The sequence below is a fragment of the Candidatus Uabimicrobium amorphum genome (assembly GCF_009002475.1).
GTDB lineage: Bacteria > Planctomycetota > Uabimicrobiia > Uabimicrobiales > Uabimicrobiaceae > Uabimicrobium > Uabimicrobium amorphum.
Genome location: NZ_AP019860.1, coordinates 5,745,266 through 5,761,540 on the forward strand (window position 1 = coordinate 5,745,266; position 16,275 = coordinate 5,761,540).

At 35.9% G+C, this 16,275-nt stretch carries 9 protein-coding genes; 4 read left to right on the top strand and 5 right to left on the bottom strand.

Annotated elements, in window-relative coordinates:
• Positions 1–52 precede the first annotated feature (52 nt).
• Both UABAM_RS20850 and UABAM_RS20855 read right to left on the bottom strand, forming a co-directional pair.
• Positions 53–5,869 carry a hybrid sensor histidine kinase/response regulator gene (locus UABAM_RS20850; protein ID WP_151969933.1) on the bottom strand — a complete coding sequence of 1,939 codons (5,817 nt, stop codon included), beginning with the start codon at positions 5,867–5,869 and terminating at the stop codon, positions 53–55.
• A 211-nt stretch (positions 5,870–6,080) separates the two neighbouring features.
• Positions 6,081–7,985 carry a response regulator gene (locus tag UABAM_RS20855; RefSeq protein WP_173013464.1) on the bottom strand — a complete coding sequence of 635 codons (1,905 nt, stop codon included), beginning with the start codon at positions 7,983–7,985 and terminating at the stop codon, positions 6,081–6,083.
• Between the two features lie 200 nt (positions 7,986–8,185).
• Here UABAM_RS20855 and UABAM_RS20860 point away from each other — a divergent pair, with 200 nt between their 5' ends.
• Positions 8,186–10,237 carry a protein kinase domain-containing protein gene (locus UABAM_RS20860; RefSeq protein WP_151969935.1) on the top strand — a complete coding sequence of 684 codons (2,052 nt, stop codon included), beginning with the start codon at positions 8,186–8,188 and terminating at the stop codon, positions 10,235–10,237.
• A 163-nt stretch (positions 10,238–10,400) separates the two neighbouring features.
• Here the strand turns inward: UABAM_RS20860 and UABAM_RS20865 are convergent, their stop codons facing one another.
• A complete protein-coding gene (locus tag UABAM_RS20865; RefSeq protein ID WP_151969936.1) occupies positions 10,401–10,805 on the bottom strand; it encodes a hypothetical protein in 405 nt (134 codons plus the stop codon).
• A 504-nt stretch (positions 10,806–11,309) separates the two neighbouring features.
• Between UABAM_RS20865 and UABAM_RS20870 the strand changes: the two genes are divergently transcribed.
• Positions 11,310–12,761 carry a serine/threonine protein kinase gene (locus UABAM_RS20870; RefSeq protein ID WP_173013465.1) on the top strand — a complete coding sequence of 484 codons (1,452 nt, stop codon included), beginning with the start codon at positions 11,310–11,312 and terminating at the stop codon, positions 12,759–12,761.
• A gap of 125 nt (positions 12,762–12,886) precedes the next feature.
• On the opposite strand, the gene UABAM_RS20875 is transcribed toward UABAM_RS20870, so the two are convergent.
• On the bottom strand, positions 12,887–14,119 hold the full coding sequence (locus tag UABAM_RS20875; protein WP_151969938.1) for a serine hydrolase domain-containing protein: 1,233 nt from the start codon (positions 14,117–14,119) through the stop codon (positions 12,887–12,889).
• A gap of 95 nt (positions 14,120–14,214) precedes the next feature.
• Complete coding sequence (locus UABAM_RS20880; protein ID WP_151969939.1) at positions 14,215–14,541, bottom strand: helix-turn-helix domain-containing protein; 327 nt, start codon at positions 14,539–14,541, stop codon at positions 14,215–14,217.
• Between the two features lie 184 nt (positions 14,542–14,725).
• On the opposite strand from UABAM_RS20880, the gene UABAM_RS33495 reads away from it, so the two are divergent.
• Both UABAM_RS33495 and UABAM_RS20885 read left to right on the top strand, forming a co-directional pair.
• Positions 14,726–14,902, top strand: a complete 177-nt coding sequence (locus UABAM_RS33495) for a hypothetical protein (RefSeq protein ID WP_173013466.1) — start codon at positions 14,726–14,728, stop codon at positions 14,900–14,902.
• On the top strand, positions 14,860–16,218 hold the full coding sequence (locus tag UABAM_RS20885; protein ID WP_151969940.1) for a recombinase family protein: 1,359 nt from the start codon (positions 14,860–14,862) through the stop codon (positions 16,216–16,218). Before UABAM_RS33495 ends, UABAM_RS20885 begins: the two co-directional genes overlap by 43 nt.
• The last annotated feature ends 57 nt before the right edge of the window (positions 16,219–16,275 follow it).

Below are 16,275 nucleotides of genomic sequence, written 5' to 3' on the forward strand. Positions count from 1 at the left end.
TCACGAGAACGATTATTTCTAATGAGAGTACTAGGAACCGTACCTAAGAAAATTACTCTGTTAATTCTAGGATTTTTTTATACGCAAATATGTCTGCGTAGTGGCAAAAAGTTTCCGCAATAATTGTGTCAAAGGGACGAATTTCTTCTATGGTTTCTAAGAGAGTGGCAACATCGGCATCGCGAGCGCTCTCACGAAGCCTAGCTATTATATCTTTGGGAATAGTTTTTATTTGTTTGCGTATCAATTTTCGCGTTGTATTATCTCTCACATTTATTTTATTGTCTTGTTTTTCGTATTGATACTTGACGTTTATATGTTTGTGCATCAAATTAAAAATTTCATTTTCGGTAAAAGGCTTACGTAAAAAATCATCGCATCCAGATGCGAAGACTTTTTGTTTTTCCTCATTAAGTGCATTCGCTGTCAGCGCAATAATTTTTATATTTTGGTCGATTTTTTTTATTATTTTTGTGGTTTCATAGCCGTCCATAATCGGCATGCGAATATCCATCCAAATTAGGTGAGGGGAGAGCTTTTGGCAGATCTCGGCTGCTTTTTTCCCATTTTCCGCCTGCTCAACGCAAAAACCAAGAGGAGCCAATAACTTGACGAGCAGTTGTCGGCTTATATAGTCGTCATCTACAATTAAAATGCGATACTCAGGTTGATTTTCTTGCAGAGCAACTACTTTTCTTTCCGAGAGTTGTTGAACATTTTTCGCACAACTTTCCTTGACGTATATATGAAAAGAAAATGTTGTTCCCTGGTTTACTTTACTCGCAACCTGGATGTCTCCTCCCATTAAATGGATAAATTTACGGCTAATTACCAGCCCCAAACCTGTACCTTCTTGCGATTTTTGCCCGGTTTCTGTTTGTAAAAAGGCTCTAAATAGTTTGTTTATTTCTGCTTCTTTTATTCCTAGCCCGCTATCCTCTACTTCAAAATGGATATCATATGTTCCCGAATCGATCCCCTTTACAGAAACGCGCACATCTACTTTACCTTTTTCGGTAAATTTTAAAGCGTTGCCAATTAGATTGATTAAAATTTGATTGATTTTTACGCGGTCAGCATGTATGTATTGCGGTACTCCTCTATAATGAAAATCCAAATGTAGGTTTTTGTCTTGTGCTTTTAGCCAGAATATATTTTCTAAGTCGCGAAGTAGGTGGTGAAAATCAAAACTGCTTTCATGTAGTTCGATGTAGCCAGCTTCTATTTTGGATAAACTAAGCACTTGATTGATGAGAGTTAATAGATGTTCCCCGCTACGTTGGATAATCGTTACGTTTTCATGTTGTTGCATGGATAGATCTTTTTCTCTCTTCATAATTTGTGTGAAACCGATAATGGCATTTAGGGGTGTACGTAATTCGTGACTCATGTTTGCCAAAAATGTACTTTTCGCTTTATTCGCGATTTCTGCCTTTTCTTTCGCTATTTCCATTTCTCGTGTACGTTCTGCAACTTTTTCTTCAAGAGTTTTGTACAACTCTGCGTTGACGATAGAAATGGCTATTTGTCCGGATAAAAGACTAATGACTTCCATTCTTGCTGCTGAGAAGGCTTGTACAAGATTGTGCTCCAAATATATCAAACCTAAAAGTTTTCCTTGATGAAGGATGGGGTAGCATAGAGCAGAATGAATATCTTTTTTTTGAAAATAACTATCGCTAGCAAATCGAGCGTCGGTTGTTACGTCGTTGATTACTTCAGTTTTTTCCGTTCGCGAAACGAAAAGAATAAAAGGTATGGGGAAATTTGATGTGTCTTTGATATCTTGTAACGATTTATCTTTTACCATGGCAATAGTTTCGGGGGTTCCCTCGGCAACAACATACAATTGTTCTTCTCGTTTTAAAATGAATAAACCAAAAGTTGCCCCCACATTTTCGATGACAATTTTTAGCATTGTTTCTACTAATTGATCAAAAACAACAATAGAAGACAATGATGCTGAAGCCTTTAACAGCGAGACCATATCCAGAGATTCTGCAATTCCTGTCGTTGTAACAGAGCTAGATTTATTGCTCGTACTTTCCACGAAAGGGAAGTGCTTTGCAACATCTTTCATTTTCGCTGTTGCTCCCCACAGACGATAGCCTTGATATGCTCTTTGAAGATGTTCAATGGCTTGTTGTTTTAAATTTTGGTCGAGGAAAAACTTTCCTGCGAGTTCATAAGAAAGAGCGGCTTCGTTGTAAAAATTATGTTCTGTGGCTAGAGAGATCGCTTGTTTATAAAAGTTGATCGCTAGTTTGTGTTCTCCCAAAACACGGTTTTTTTCCGCTTCGACCAAACAATATTTGTGTTGAAAGTTCATTGGTGCATTATTTGCCCAGGTTTTGAGCATATTTTGATTTATCTCTACGCGTTGAATATATTCCGTTTTCTGAGCGCTGTTTTCAGAGCATAAAGCTAGGGCAATTAGAGAATCATATAGGCGGTAAGTGGCGTTTTCTAATTTAGCAAGAATCGCAGTTAAACGAGCTTCCGCCTCCTGACGATTTTTTTCGGCTTCACGGTAATTACCAAATAAGTAGTTCAATATCAATTTATTGAAAAAAACAAAAAACGAAGCGGTATGATCGTTGGCCTGTAGATGTTTAGGTAGCATCTTTTCTTCATCGTAAGCACCACCTCGAAGAAGGCATGGGTTTTCGCACTCACCAAGCAAATTGAGTACTGCCTGATGATATATTTGGTTGAAGTTATGATTTGTTTCTTGTTTGTACGACAGCATAATTTTTGAGTATGTATTTATCTGTTGTTGTAAAGGTTCTAGTTTCATTCCCATCAAGTAGCCATGGATACAGTATAGATTTATATTGATAATGGCGTACTCAATAGCCCCCGTCTCCATACCGATATGAAAAGAATCCACTAATGGTTGCATCGTGTGTTGTATATGTTTATTCCACGGAACAATTAGCGCGTAATGTGGTGTATACAGTTGTGCATACCATCCCTTGGCATTGAATTTTTCGATTAGTTTTAACCCCAAAACACCAAAGTCGTATGCCTTTGGCATATCTCCCACGACTCCAGATAAAATAACGCCATAGGTTGAATATCCGAAAGCTGAAACTGGTGTGTTACCGTATTTTACAGAGATTTTCACTAGTTTAAATACTGCAAAAGGAAATAGTTCTGCTTTGGCCCAGTAGATACTTGAGTTAATGTCTGCTAAAATAGTAAGCGCTGCTCTCATGAATGGATTTTCCATCTCCGGAAGTGCAAAAAGATCCTCTACATTTTTTCCTTCCAGTAATTTCATGGTAGCTAAAAGTTCTTTTTCTGTATTTTCAGGAGTAGGGTCTGGAAAAGTAACGCCTAAATCTTCCAATATTTTTAGTCCAGTGTCGATAGCTTCTAGTAAACGATTACGCGCTTTGAAAGAAAGAATCAAGATTTCATACGCTTTTACTTTGTCAAGTAGGTTTTCGACTTTGGAAAATATAGTTTTTACTGCTGTTTCCATCTGGGAAAACATACCACCCATATAGGCGGTCTCAGCGGCTTCCGTATACAGAGCAAGGGCTAATTTATATTGCGTTTGCCAATGATTTTCAGAGAGGAGTTCCGTACCTGTAAGAAGGTAGGAGTAAGCAGGTATATATGCTGCGGAAGATTTTGCTTTACGTCCAGCGAAAAGATTGAGTTCAGCAAGTTGTTCCCGTTGCTGTGGATTCACTATGATATGTCGTCCTTTATTTAGCTGATTGACAATGTCAAAAATATGCTCATTTCTATCTTTTTTATCTATGTTGTTTAATAGCAAGTTACCAATTTTTACATGCAGTGGCGCTTTATCCTCTTCGGCAATCAGAGCATAAGAAGCTTGCTGCACTCTATCGTGGATAAATTTATATTTTTCTTCGTCGTCGGTGATTCCTTCGGTAATAAGTGCGTTTAATTGGTACATACTGTGTAAAGGAGTGACCAGTCCTGCCTCTAAGGCTATTTGTAAAGCCAAAGCTGTGTCCACTAGCGAACATTCCGCGATTGTTGCAAGAGCAGATAGCTCAAACTGATTACCAATGCATGCTGCCAATTTCAAAATGTCAATGGTTGTGTTTGGTAGTCGGCTAATTTTTTCTGCCATTAGCACGACCACATTATCGGTAATGTCTCGACTTTTTATGCTTTGTATATCCCATGACCACTTGTTTATGGAAAAATCGAAAAATAGGTGGTGTTCTGTAAATAAAGACTTTAAAAATTGACGCAGGAAAAAAGCATTTCCTTGCGTTTTTTCATAAACAAGATCAGCTAAATGGTAGATTTTTTCTCGGTTGGCAAGTAGCGTTTCGCTAATGAGTTGCTGGATATGTTTGATCGTAAGATTTTTGACATGGACCTCGTTGACGATTGTTTTTTCTTCTTGAACTTCGTTCACAAGTTTTACAAATGGATGGGAAGCATCCACTTCGTTGTCGCGATAGGCGCAGATGCACAAGAAATATTGATTTTCATCATGCGTAAGAAGTATTTTTATCAAATCTAAAGAACCAGAGTCCGCCCACTGTAGGTCATCAATAAAGAGTACTAGTGGATGATCTTTTTGCGAGATTGATTTTACAAAATTGCGAAAAACATAATTAAAACGATTACGTGCTTCTTGACCACCTAGCTCTGGTACTTGCGGCTGTTCGCCGACTATTAACTTTAGATTAGGTATGACATCGGTAAGAACCTTACCTTCATTACCTAAAGCACCTTGAATCTTTTTTTTCCACACCACCAAGCTTTCTTCATTTTCTGTTAACAATAGCTCTACATATCTTTGAAAGGCTTGAATAATCGCATAGCATGGGACATTTCGCTGAAATTGGTCAAATTTGCCAGAAATGAAAAAACCGCGATTTTCGGTAATGGGTTTGTGTATTTCATGTACGAGAGCTGTTTTACCAACTCCCGAATATCCAGAGATGAGAATCAGCTCTAATCCACCTTTGCATACGCGGCCAAAGGCACTAAGCAGAGTCGTTTTTTCCTGGTCACGGCCATACAATTTTTGGGGGATTTGTAGCTTTTGTGAAAAATCATTTTCTCCCAGAGAAAATGATTTTTTACCGTTGAATACATTTTGTAAGTCTTTTTTTAGACCAAACGCAGACTGGTAGCGATCATCTGCACTTTTTAACATTAGCTTCATCACGATTTGTGAAAGAATAGGAGGAATATCACGATTGATTTTGTGAGGTTCTAAAGGAGTTTTGGCAATATGTGCATGTACCCAACTCATGGGATCTTCTTCTAAAAACGGTAATTGTCCTGTGAACAACTCGTATAGTGTAACTCCTAAAGAATAAAGATCCGAGCGATAATCTATGATACGATTCATGCGACCTGTTTGCTCTGGAGAAATATACGCTAGTGTTCCTGCTAGTGTGTTTGGATGGTCAAGATGTGCTACCTTGAGATCAATTTTCGAAGAGATTCCAAAATCAATAATTTTTATGTTGTTTTGGCGATCTATGATAATATTGGCCGGATTTATATCTTTGTGAATGATGTTGTGTTGGTGAATTTCGCCCAATATTTGCACAATTTCAATGGCGATCGCAACAGCGTCTTGAATGTCATATCTTTGTTGTTGTAGACATTGTTTTAATGTTTGACCTTCTATATATTCTAGAATGAGCGCATTTTTGTTGTCGACTTTAGTTTTACTGTAGGCCTTTCGCACTCCGACGACAGGTAAATCTTTTGTGTATGTATACTCATTGTTAAACAATACTAACTGCTGTAAGGACGGATATTCCTCCTTCATCACTTTAATAATAACAGGCGTCTTGTCTCTTTCTTCTAAATATATTAAAGAGTTGGAACTTTCAAAAAGTATTTTTGTTTTTTTCATATTTACCTACGTTATTCTTTCACATTGATGATGCGTTCTAGCAGATTTTCAATTTTTTGATACTCAAAATTTTCAATGATCTCGGTTAGGCGATCGGCAGTTGAAGAATTTATTTGTTTTATTTTTACAATAGTAGAAGCCAAAAAGTCAATATTTGCTGTTGTTACACCACGATAAAGTCGAAAATTTGTGTGCTCATGGTCACTTTTCCTCAGTCTAAGGAGGTCCCTAATGTCGTAATTAGTTGTGGAAATTCATTCAAAGTTGTCATCAATTTTTCAATATCAAACAATTTCGCTTGTTCTTCTAAAGTTTTTCCCCACGACAATAAAAGAGTATTTTGATGATCAACACCTAGTTGTTTTATATGTTGTCCAAAATTTTGGATCTCATCTATGTCTAGAGAATCGCGTAATTTTTGCCATTGTTGTTGCTGAATATTTAAAGCGTCGCGTAGTGTTTGACTAATCGCAGAGGTCGGAGATTGTTCTTCCCAGCTATTTTTTTGTTTCTTTTCTTGTTCATTATCTAATTCTCGTAAATCATGTGACAAAAACTTTGCCAGCATTTGCACTAAAGATTTTTTAGAAATAGGTTTAGTTAAAAAGTCATCACAAAGGGCTTTAAACTTCTCTTCTTCATTTTTCATCGCCGAGGCAGTTAAAGCAATAATCGGAATATTTTGCGTACTCAACTCTTCTTTTATCATTTTCGTAGACTGTTCCCCATCTAAGATTGGCATTCTTTTATCCATTAGAATGATATCTGGATGATGTTGCTTCGCCATGGCAAATCCTTGTTCACCATCACGGGCTTCTACAATGTTAAAATCATATGACTTCAAAAATGCTTTGATTAATTTGCGATTATCATCTATGTCATCCACAACTAAAATAGTGGCCTTATCAAACAAAAGTTGATGTATTTGCCTTGTGTTTGTTGGAAGTTCGCTACCGACTATGACATCTTTTAAGGTAACACAAAAGCAAGCTCCTTCTCCCAGTGTACTTTCTACCGCAATACTGCCATTCATATTTTCCACTAAACGTTTTGTAATTGCCAGCCCCAGACCAGTTCCACCATATTTGTCATAATTTTGACCCTTTTGCTGTTCGAAAACATTAAAAATACTGTCTATTTGATCAGCGGCAATTCCTATTCCACTGTCTTGTACCTGAAAAATAAGATCTCCTGTTTGAGATTGTGTCACATGATAATCCACCAATAACTTTATATAGCCTGTTGCGGTAAATTTAATTGCATTGCCAATTAAATTAATAAGAACTTGCCGCAATCTACGTTCATCAACCTCTAGAATTTGCGGAAGATTTTCGGAAATGGAAATGGAAAAAAGTAAGTTTTTTTCGCGAATTTTATGACCAAAAATAGTTTGCATCTCTTTAAAAATAGAAGCTACATCGCTACTACGATATTCAAATTCTATTTTGCCTGCCTCTACTTTGGAAAGATCGAGAATATCGTTGATTAAACTCAGTAACGATTTTCCGCTATTTTTTATCGACATCAGGTATTCTTTTTGTTGGCTATCGTTTATGATGCTATCCAATATTTCTGTAAACCCTAAAATAGCATTCAATGGTGTACGAATTTCATGACTCATATTTACCAAAAATTGACTTTTGGTGCGATTGGCTTGCTCCGCTTGCTTTTTAGATTCGTCTAGCTCTTTTGTTTTCTTCTGTAACTCTTGGTTTTGTAGTTCTAAATCTTTACGCACCTCATACAAATTTAAGTGAACCTCTATACGCGCTAAGATTTCTTCTTCGTAAAATGGTTTGGGAATATAATCAATGCCACCAACGCTAAACGCTTTTATTTTATCTTCGCGATCATGTAGTGCGCTAATGAAAATAACAGGTATGTCTTTTGTCAGTTCTTGAGATTTTATATATTGGCATACCTCGTAACCATCCATTTCCGGCATATTGATATCTAGGAGAATGAGATCTGGTCGTGAGCGCTGTATTATTTCTAAGGCTTGTTTGGGGTTCAGAACAGGACGTACAAGGTAATTTTTTTGCGAAAGAATTTTACTCAATAACTTCAAATTCTCTGGTTTGTCATCAACAATGAGAATGTCAAATTTTTTTTTCATACAACAACTCTTTGATACGGATATACCTATTTTCAACACTTTGTTAATATAGTGTGGAAAAAAATATAAAAAATACAAAATTTTGTTTATAATTACGACCCAATATAAAAATATAACGAGCAGTATCATATAAAATATATCACGATTACCAAAATTTTAAACGCAAATTCATTTTGTTACAAAACAATTAGGAGATTTTCATGGTACCAGGGAACGCTCATATACTGATTGTAGACGACGTCGCCAAAAATATTCAATTACTAGGTACAATTTTACGTAATCAAAAGTACAAAGTGAGCTTTGCGCAAAGTGGTAAAAATGCTCTTGAATTGGTAAAGAAGAACTATTTTCATCTAATACTTCTGGATGTTATGATGCCAGAATTAAATGGTTTTGATACTTGCAAAGCCATTAAAGAAATGCCCGAAAAAAAAGACATCCCCATTATCTTTTTAACAGCGAAAACCGAAAAAGAAGAGGTGGTCAAAGGCTTCGAGTTAGGAGCTGTCGATTATGTTACCAAGCCATTTAATAGCGAAGAATTGTTGTCGCGCGTTCATGCACACCTAACCATTTTCTTTCAACACCAAACGATTGAAAGGCAAAAAGAGTTATTAACCAAAGAATTAGATATCACGAAAACGTTATTTAGAGACGCTTGCTATAAAACAGACGGCGAATTATTAGGTAATAGTAACGCGATTAAAACGGTTCGCGAGGCAATCAACAAATTTGCCCAAGAATCTCACCATGTTCTTCTCCTCGGAGAACCAGGCTGCGGTGAAGAAGCCATTGCACGAGCTATTCATAAGCTGTCTAAGCCTACGGGAGCATTTATTCATGTGAACTGTAGCATTTTTGACCACATCTATCACGAAGAGAGAGAAGAGTTTCATGAATTCGCACAAAAGGTTTTATTGGCCATAGATGGAACTCTTTTTTTAGAAAACATTTATCATTTACCTCCTCCAGAACAGTTAGAGTTGTTGGATATTCTCACAAAATTTTCTCCGCAAATTCGTGTTGTATGTTACTGCGGAGCAAAAATTCAAACCAATTTACACCCAGATCTAAATGAATTGTTATCAAAACAAGTTTTACATGTTCCGACTTTAATGGAGAGACGTGACGATATACCAGCTTTACTTGAATATTATGTAGATATGTTTTTCAGACAAAAGGGTAAGAACATAAAGCGTTTATGCGAAACATCTCAAAGTAAACTACATCGTTACTCGTGGCCAGGAAACATTGAAGAATTAAAAAATATTATTGAAAGGAGTGTTGCATTTACTCCAGTAGAAACCAGTGACTTGATCGTTAATGACGAACAATTGGCCCCTGGACGCCGTGTAGACCAATATCGTCTCCTCGAAAAAATAGGTGAAGGTGGTATGGGAGAAGTGTGGAGAGCAAAACATCATGCGTTGGCGCGTCCTGTCGTGGTAAAGTTAATCAATCAGAGTGGGAAAAAAGAAGATTTTGACATTAATTTAAAACGCTTTCAGTTGGAGGCGGAAATTATATCGCAATTGGAATCGCCACATACCGTTACCCTTTATGAATATGGAATTTACCAAGAAAATACAATATTCTATGTTATGGAAATGCTAAATGGCATTAACTTTGAAGATTTGATTACAGATTTTGTGCCCATTCCTCCGGAAAGAACCGCATACCTTCTATCACAATGTTGTTTGTCCTTAATGGAAGCACATGCAAAAGGAGTTGTGCATCGCGATATAAAACCACAAAACATTTTTCTATGCAAAGTTGCTTTACAATTTGATTTTGTAAAAATAATTGATTTCGGCATTGTGAAGAGATTACACAGCAATATAAATTTAACAGGAGAACATATTGTTGGCTCTCCTTTTTTTATGGCCCCAGAAATGGCGACCGGTGAAAAAATAGACGACAAAGTGGATATGTATTCTTTGGGATGTACGGCTTATTGGTTATTAACAGGCCGATATGTCTTTGCTGCTGACAATGTAATGGCGATTATTGAGAAACATATTACCGCAGCCCCCGTACCTATCAGCGAATATTCTATTTTCGATATTCCGCATGAATTAGACGCGCTTATCATGAACTGTTTGCAGAAGCAAACAAAGCGACGCCCCTCTGCTCGTGAAATGTGGCAGGAATTAGACAAAATACAGAAAAAATATTCGTGGTCGGCACAAGATGCTCAGTCATGGTGGGAAGAAAATTTGCCTGATATTGCCAGTTACAAAGACACAATATAGCGGATGTTCTTAGGTCTCATTAACAACGATTTTGATATATCAAATTTCTATCATTGCTACACATCCATACCATGTTTGTCATAAAATAGTCGTGAATAATTGTCCTCGATTATTTTCCTGAGAAAAAAGCAGGTAAATAAAATTCGTGTTGTATCAACAGGGTTTATATGATCCCTTCATGTAAATCTTTTGTCAAGTCATCTATTACGCCTGGTACTCTACCTAGGATGACGATAACAGTACCTAGACTGATTGGAATCATACCCAGTGCTACAGGGATCGCATATGCAAGTAGATCAAATTCACCGGAAGTGAAAAGCGGGAAGGACATAAATACGATAAAAAGTACTCCCACTGCTATGGTGCAAAACCCGATAAAACGCCCACGTTTTTTTGCATTGTTTAGGCGAATTTCTCTTACCACCTCGCGTACAAACATCTTTACTTCTTCATCGTCTGTTATGTTGAATTTTTGTTCCACTCTACGTAAGATTTTCGTGATACCTGCGCGATTATTTTTTACGACCGTTTTCATTAAAAATTCGCGAATGTCGTCGGCATTTTGCATTTTGGTATACCTTTCTTCGTTATAGAAATCGAAAATTACATTCTCTAGTTTATGCTTTTTCGTTTCACTCTCGTAGAAGTTTTTTTATTTTTTTAGAATATGTCTTAGCCATTTCGCAAAAGATTCTCTATTCCAGAGTAACCTTCCCTTTTCGCAGACATCAAAGCTGTATAACCGTCTTTATTTTGAATCGCAGGATTAGCCCTGCTCCAAGAAGCATTTCGACAACTTTTAAATGGTCATTATATGCGACCTTGACAAGTATACCAAAATACAGATATGGATGTTCGAACATTTTTTATCTGAGTAAAATTGATGTTTACTTGGGTAAAAACCTAAAAAAATTTCATAAAATTTTTTTTATCTCTCAGGAATTCTACGTTTTTAGTAATTAAATTTATAGAGGCGTTCGGAGTATTACAAAAATGAAGATTTTTCCAACGTATGATAGGTTCAGAGTGGATAAGTTTGAATACAAAAAACGGGAGCATTGGAGGAGATAAAATGAGATTAGGGGACTATAAGATTTTAGAAAAAATGGATTCTAGTAGAATGGGAGACGTTTTTCTCGGCTGCCATTATCAAACGCAAGAAAAAGTTGTGATCAAAATTATTGCGCATGATTTACTGCAAAATAGTCGAGCAATTGCTCGATTTCAAAGAGAAATTTACCAAACAATTCAACTTGAACATATCAATATTGTTAGTGGCTATACTGCAGGAGAATATCAAGGACGTTTGTATTATGTCATGGAGTATGTGAATGGATGTAGTGTACGAAAAGAACTTCTTTCATTGTCGTACTACAATGAAAATAAAGCCTTGAGAATTGCTTTGCAAATAGCTAAAGCGTTAAAATACGCTGCCTCTTTCAAAATTATCCATCGCGATATCAAGCCAGATAATATTTTACTGACAAAAGATGGAACGGCGAAACTATGTGATTTAGGATTAGCAAAATCGTTTGAAGATACCAATAAACATACAATTACAGGAACCGTTTTAGGAACACCACAATACATGTCACCTGAACAAACAAGAGGTGAAGAACTAGACGAGCAAACAGACATTTTTAGTTTAGGCTCTACTTTGTATCACATGTTAACGGGACAACCCCCTTTCCAAGGGAAGGATTTTATCGAAATTATGGCAAATGTTCAAGATACAGAAGCTATAAGTATTAAAGAGTGGAATCCTCTAATTTCAGATCGAACGTGTGCTTTAGTGGCAAAAATGATGGAAAAAAAACGTAGTAAAAGATATCGCTCTTTTAAAGAAGTTTGTACAGAATTAGAAAACTGTATCAATATAAAGACAAGTAGTGGCGTCGCTGCGAAATACAAAAAGTGTTATGTGCCAGAATATAGAGAAACACTGCTCGCAAAAGTTGCTTTACACAATCGCATTATAGAAATGGAGCAAATAGAGCTGTGTTTACAGCAGCAAGAGCGACTGTTTTTAATAGGAATATCGACCTTGCTAGAAGACATCATTTTGGAAAACGAATTTATATCATTACCCCAAATGAGCATACTCAAAAAAACAGTGAATCATTTTATCAATGAACAATTTGAACAAATCCTACGGAAGATTTCTCCAAATGTTATCAAGGAGAGTGGAAAACAATTCCGTTTCACAATATTAGACTATGTTGGGCAAGATGAAAAAAAACGCAAAGTAATTTACACTAAACTACACGACATTTTATTCAAAGAGGAACAAAAAAAAGTACTTAATATCGCCATCGAATATAATCTTATTTCAAAAGTGCAGGCAGACAAATGCTGGAGTATTTATTCTAATAAAGTAGTTCTCTCTGATTACAGTCCGATTATAAATATTTTGACAGAAAAGCATTTTCTCCATATTAACGATAGCCGTTTTCTGTTGCGCGCGGTGAGGAGAAGTACCATGACAAATTTTTCTTGTCAGTATTTTATGAATCAAAAAAACTAGTCCGAAGCCAATAAATGCAGACGAAATAGTCGAAAAGATACTAAAGAAATATAAATCGGCAGCAAAAAATCCGAAAAGAGCCATTCGTTTTTATCTATGTAACTAAGATTATGTCTGGGTTTATATTAGCGAATATTTTGATATATCAACTCTTCGTAATCTTGGTATATTTCCATACAGTTTGTGTCATAAAACGGTAACACTTGCATAAAAATGACAGCGACAATTTCTTCTTTAGGATCTACCCAAAAGTGGGTATTGAACAAACCTGACCAACTATAACTTCCCGGCGAACGCAGGTCACTATCTTTACTTGCCACCTTAATTTGAAATCCTAAACCAAATTTATCGACGCCCGCTCCCCGAGGAAAAGCATTGGATAGCATTGGTTTTGCACCAGGATGTTCTTCTACGACAAGAGAACCAATTTGATTTTGTATCATGAGTTCTACTGAGGATTTTTTTAAGATTTGTTTTCCATTCAAACTTCCCTTGTTGAGTAACATTTGTAAAAAACGAATATAATCCTTTGCCGTAGAACGCAAACCATAATCTCCCAAAATGGTAACTTCCTGAGCTTCAACTTTAGGCTTTGGCAGTTCTATGCGTTTACCATCTTGTGTTAAATGCATCGTAACAAAACGATGATATTTTTGCTGGGGAATACTATAGAACGTATCTGTCATTCCCAAAGGCATAAAGATTTTTGTTTGAAAAAAACTAGATAGAGAACTACCTGTTATCTTTTGTATTATATCTCCGAGAATGCGGCTACTGACTCCGTAAGTCCACTTATTACCTGGCTCGTGAACTAGAGGTAAATCGCGTGCATCTTTACCAGTTTTATCTTGTAGAAGTTTTAATGTATGATTCGAGAAAGTGTAGCCAAATCCCGAAGTGTTGTTTAGCAAATGTCGAATGGTAATTTCATTTTTGGCAGGGCTACTCTCGTATGTGCGATCTTCTTTTTTAAAGTTGCGAATTACCTTTAGGTTTTTTAAGAAAGGAATGTACTTAGAAGCCGGATCGTCAAGACTCAACAGCCCTTCTTCATAAAGTATCATGATACCTACTGCGGTAATTGGTTTGGTCATCGATCCTGTTTTAAATATCGCATCTTTAGGCATCGAAATGTTATTTGTCACATCTAGTTTACCAAATCCTTGATAATACAATATTTCGCTCTTATTCGCAACAACAGCCACCAAACCCGGAACTTTATTTTTTTCTATCGCGGCTTCGAATAATCGGTTCATTTTTATCTTGCCGCTATCTGAAATTTGGGGTTGTGTATTTTGCTGTGCGGGGCAGTTATAGACAAATAGGAACATTAGTAACGCGATATATAAGTTTTTCATCAAGCGATCCTTTCCGAAATTTCACCATTCCATAACGGTTGTATTGAATGGCAATGCCAATGCCAACTTGTCGAGCTATGTCTTATAATCCAAATTTACTGTGATGAAAAATCGTCGAAGCGCTTTTCTAGATTGTCTACGCGTTCTTTGAGTAAGGCAAGTTCTGATTTTTCTTTGTTTGTCTTTTTATGTAAATTTTGAGAAGTTGTGTTATTACGATAATCAAAGAATTCTAAGTTTACATTGAAATATTCGCTTAAAGTGATTAGGTCCTCGTATGTAACAGATCTTTTCCCTTTTTCTATTTCACTGATAAAACTTTGGTGACGTTGAAATACATCTGCAAGTTGCTTTTGATTCATACCTTGCTGAACCCTAAGACTGCGAATTTTTTCTCCCAGTATTGCTTTTTTATCTACCATACAAACCTTTCTATTATGTTGTCTAAGCCTAATTATATGGAAAAGTGCTATTGAAGTAAAAAAAATATGTAAAAAATAGATTTTTTATTTGTAATTCGAATATTTATTATGTAATATATAGATATATTATTTGTTTTTCGCATAAAAGTGTGTTTGTTCTTTTTGTCTTTTTAGGAGAGCAGCGATGAAGAATGAAAAAGTAAGTATAGATGATATTGAGTTTGTTGTTGAAGTTTCTACATTATGGGAAGAATGTAAAGACGATTTTGTTAAGCAGTGGGCATACGAGTTGTTTCTTGAATTTACAGAAAGTGAAGAATGGGTAAAAATAAAAGATATTATGCTATCTATGCCAGAATAAGCTGCAAAAAAGATTGCTCTATTCAAACGCAAAGGGAATTGCTTGCCGACTACATCAAAAATGATAATGGTCGACTTTGTCAGTACCTAGTATATGAGGATGATGGTGTTTCTGGAAAGAATACTGTTCGGAAGGAATTTCAAAATTTACTGCGTGATATTAGGGAAGGAAAGATTCATACGATAGTAAGTACAGAAGTTTCACGTATAAGCCGTAATGTTGTTGACTTTCAAAACTTTCTAAGTCTATGCCAAAAATACAATACTATTTTTAAATCCCTAGATGGAAATGTGTCTAGTGAAAATGAACAAGAGAAATTAATGATGAGTTTACAAAGTTTGTTTGCTCAAGTTGAAATAGAACAAATCTCTAAACGAGTAACACGTAGTTTTGACCACAAATCACTAAAAGGCATGTTTACAGGAGGAAAAATTTTTGGTTATCGTTCAGGAATAGAAGGAAAAGGGAAATTGTATGTAGATAAAGAAGAAGCTGAATTGGTTGCGATGATCTTTGATATGTATATCGAAAAGAAATCTTATTGCCATATTGCTTGTTGGTTAAACGATAACGGATATCATACGCGTGAGTACATTTCGAGTTATGGTGTTTTCCATCCTGGAAAAAAGTGGAGTAAGAGTAAGGTTCTTAGCATTTTGAAAAATCCAGCATACATTGGTAAAAAAAATGTGAAAGGTATTTTAGTTTCTGCTTCATGGGAAGCAATTATTGATTCCAATGTATGGAATACTGTACAAGTTATCATTCGTGCAAAAGTAAACAAGCAGAAGAAAGATAGCTATAAGTATTTACTCGGTGGGTTAATCTATTGTCAACATTGCGAAACTTACTTGGAAAGTGGATCAGGAACAGGAAGTAAAGGAAAAACGTACTATTATTATCGACACTCGGGGTGCATGCATAAGATTGGTTGTCCGTATCGACGCAATATCTCCGCCAAAGAAATAGAAAACAAAATTTTTTGCGAAATTTTGTTATTCCTTGACAGAGAAAACTTACTTAGCGTTCTTTTAGAGGATGTAATGATAAAAGTGTTTAATGAACGAGAACTGAGGAAAACTACGCAGAAATTTTGGAGTCGTAAGATTAGCTCATATAACGAGATGCATAAATTATTGTTACGTATTATACGGGTTGTTATATCTAAATCTAATGATTTTGTTCAAGAGTGTAGTGATGTAGAAATTTTTGTTAAGGATCTATTGGATATGGAGAAGAAAGCACAAAATTTTTTAAAAATAATTGTAAAAAAAGTGAAATTGGAAGGAAAAAGGGGAGCAATTATGCTTTTGTAAAGTTAGAGTCCCATTCGCAAAAAAAAAGCTCTAAGCCTTATATTGTAAGGATTAGAG

Excerpts from the sequence above, each read along its gene's own strand:
- UABAM_RS20850 (WP_151969933.1), bottom strand. The coding sequence starts at position 5,869 with ATGAAAAAAACAAAAATACTTTTTGAAAGTTCCAACTCTTTAATATAT.
- UABAM_RS20855 (WP_173013464.1), bottom strand. The coding sequence starts at position 7,985 with ATGAAAAAAAAATTTGACATTCTCATTGTTGATGACAAACCAGAGAAT.
- UABAM_RS20860 (WP_151969935.1), top strand. The coding sequence starts at position 8,186 with ATGGTACCAGGGAACGCTCATATACTGATTGTAGACGACGTCGCCAAA.
- UABAM_RS20865 (WP_151969936.1), bottom strand. The coding sequence starts at position 10,805 with ATGCAAAATGCCGACGACATTCGCGAATTTTTAATGAAAACGGTCGTA.
- UABAM_RS20870 (WP_173013465.1), top strand. The coding sequence starts at position 11,310 with ATGAGATTAGGGGACTATAAGATTTTAGAAAAAATGGATTCTAGTAGA.
- UABAM_RS20875 (WP_151969938.1), bottom strand. The coding sequence starts at position 14,119 with ATGAAAAACTTATATATCGCGTTACTAATGTTCCTATTTGTCTATAAC.
- UABAM_RS20880 (WP_151969939.1), bottom strand. The coding sequence starts at position 14,541 with ATGGTAGATAAAAAAGCAATACTGGGAGAAAAAATTCGCAGTCTTAGG.
- UABAM_RS33495 (WP_173013466.1), top strand. The coding sequence starts at position 14,726 with ATGAAGAATGAAAAAGTAAGTATAGATGATATTGAGTTTGTTGTTGAA.
- UABAM_RS20885 (WP_151969940.1), top strand. The coding sequence starts at position 14,860 with ATGGGTAAAAATAAAAGATATTATGCTATCTATGCCAGAATAAGCTGC.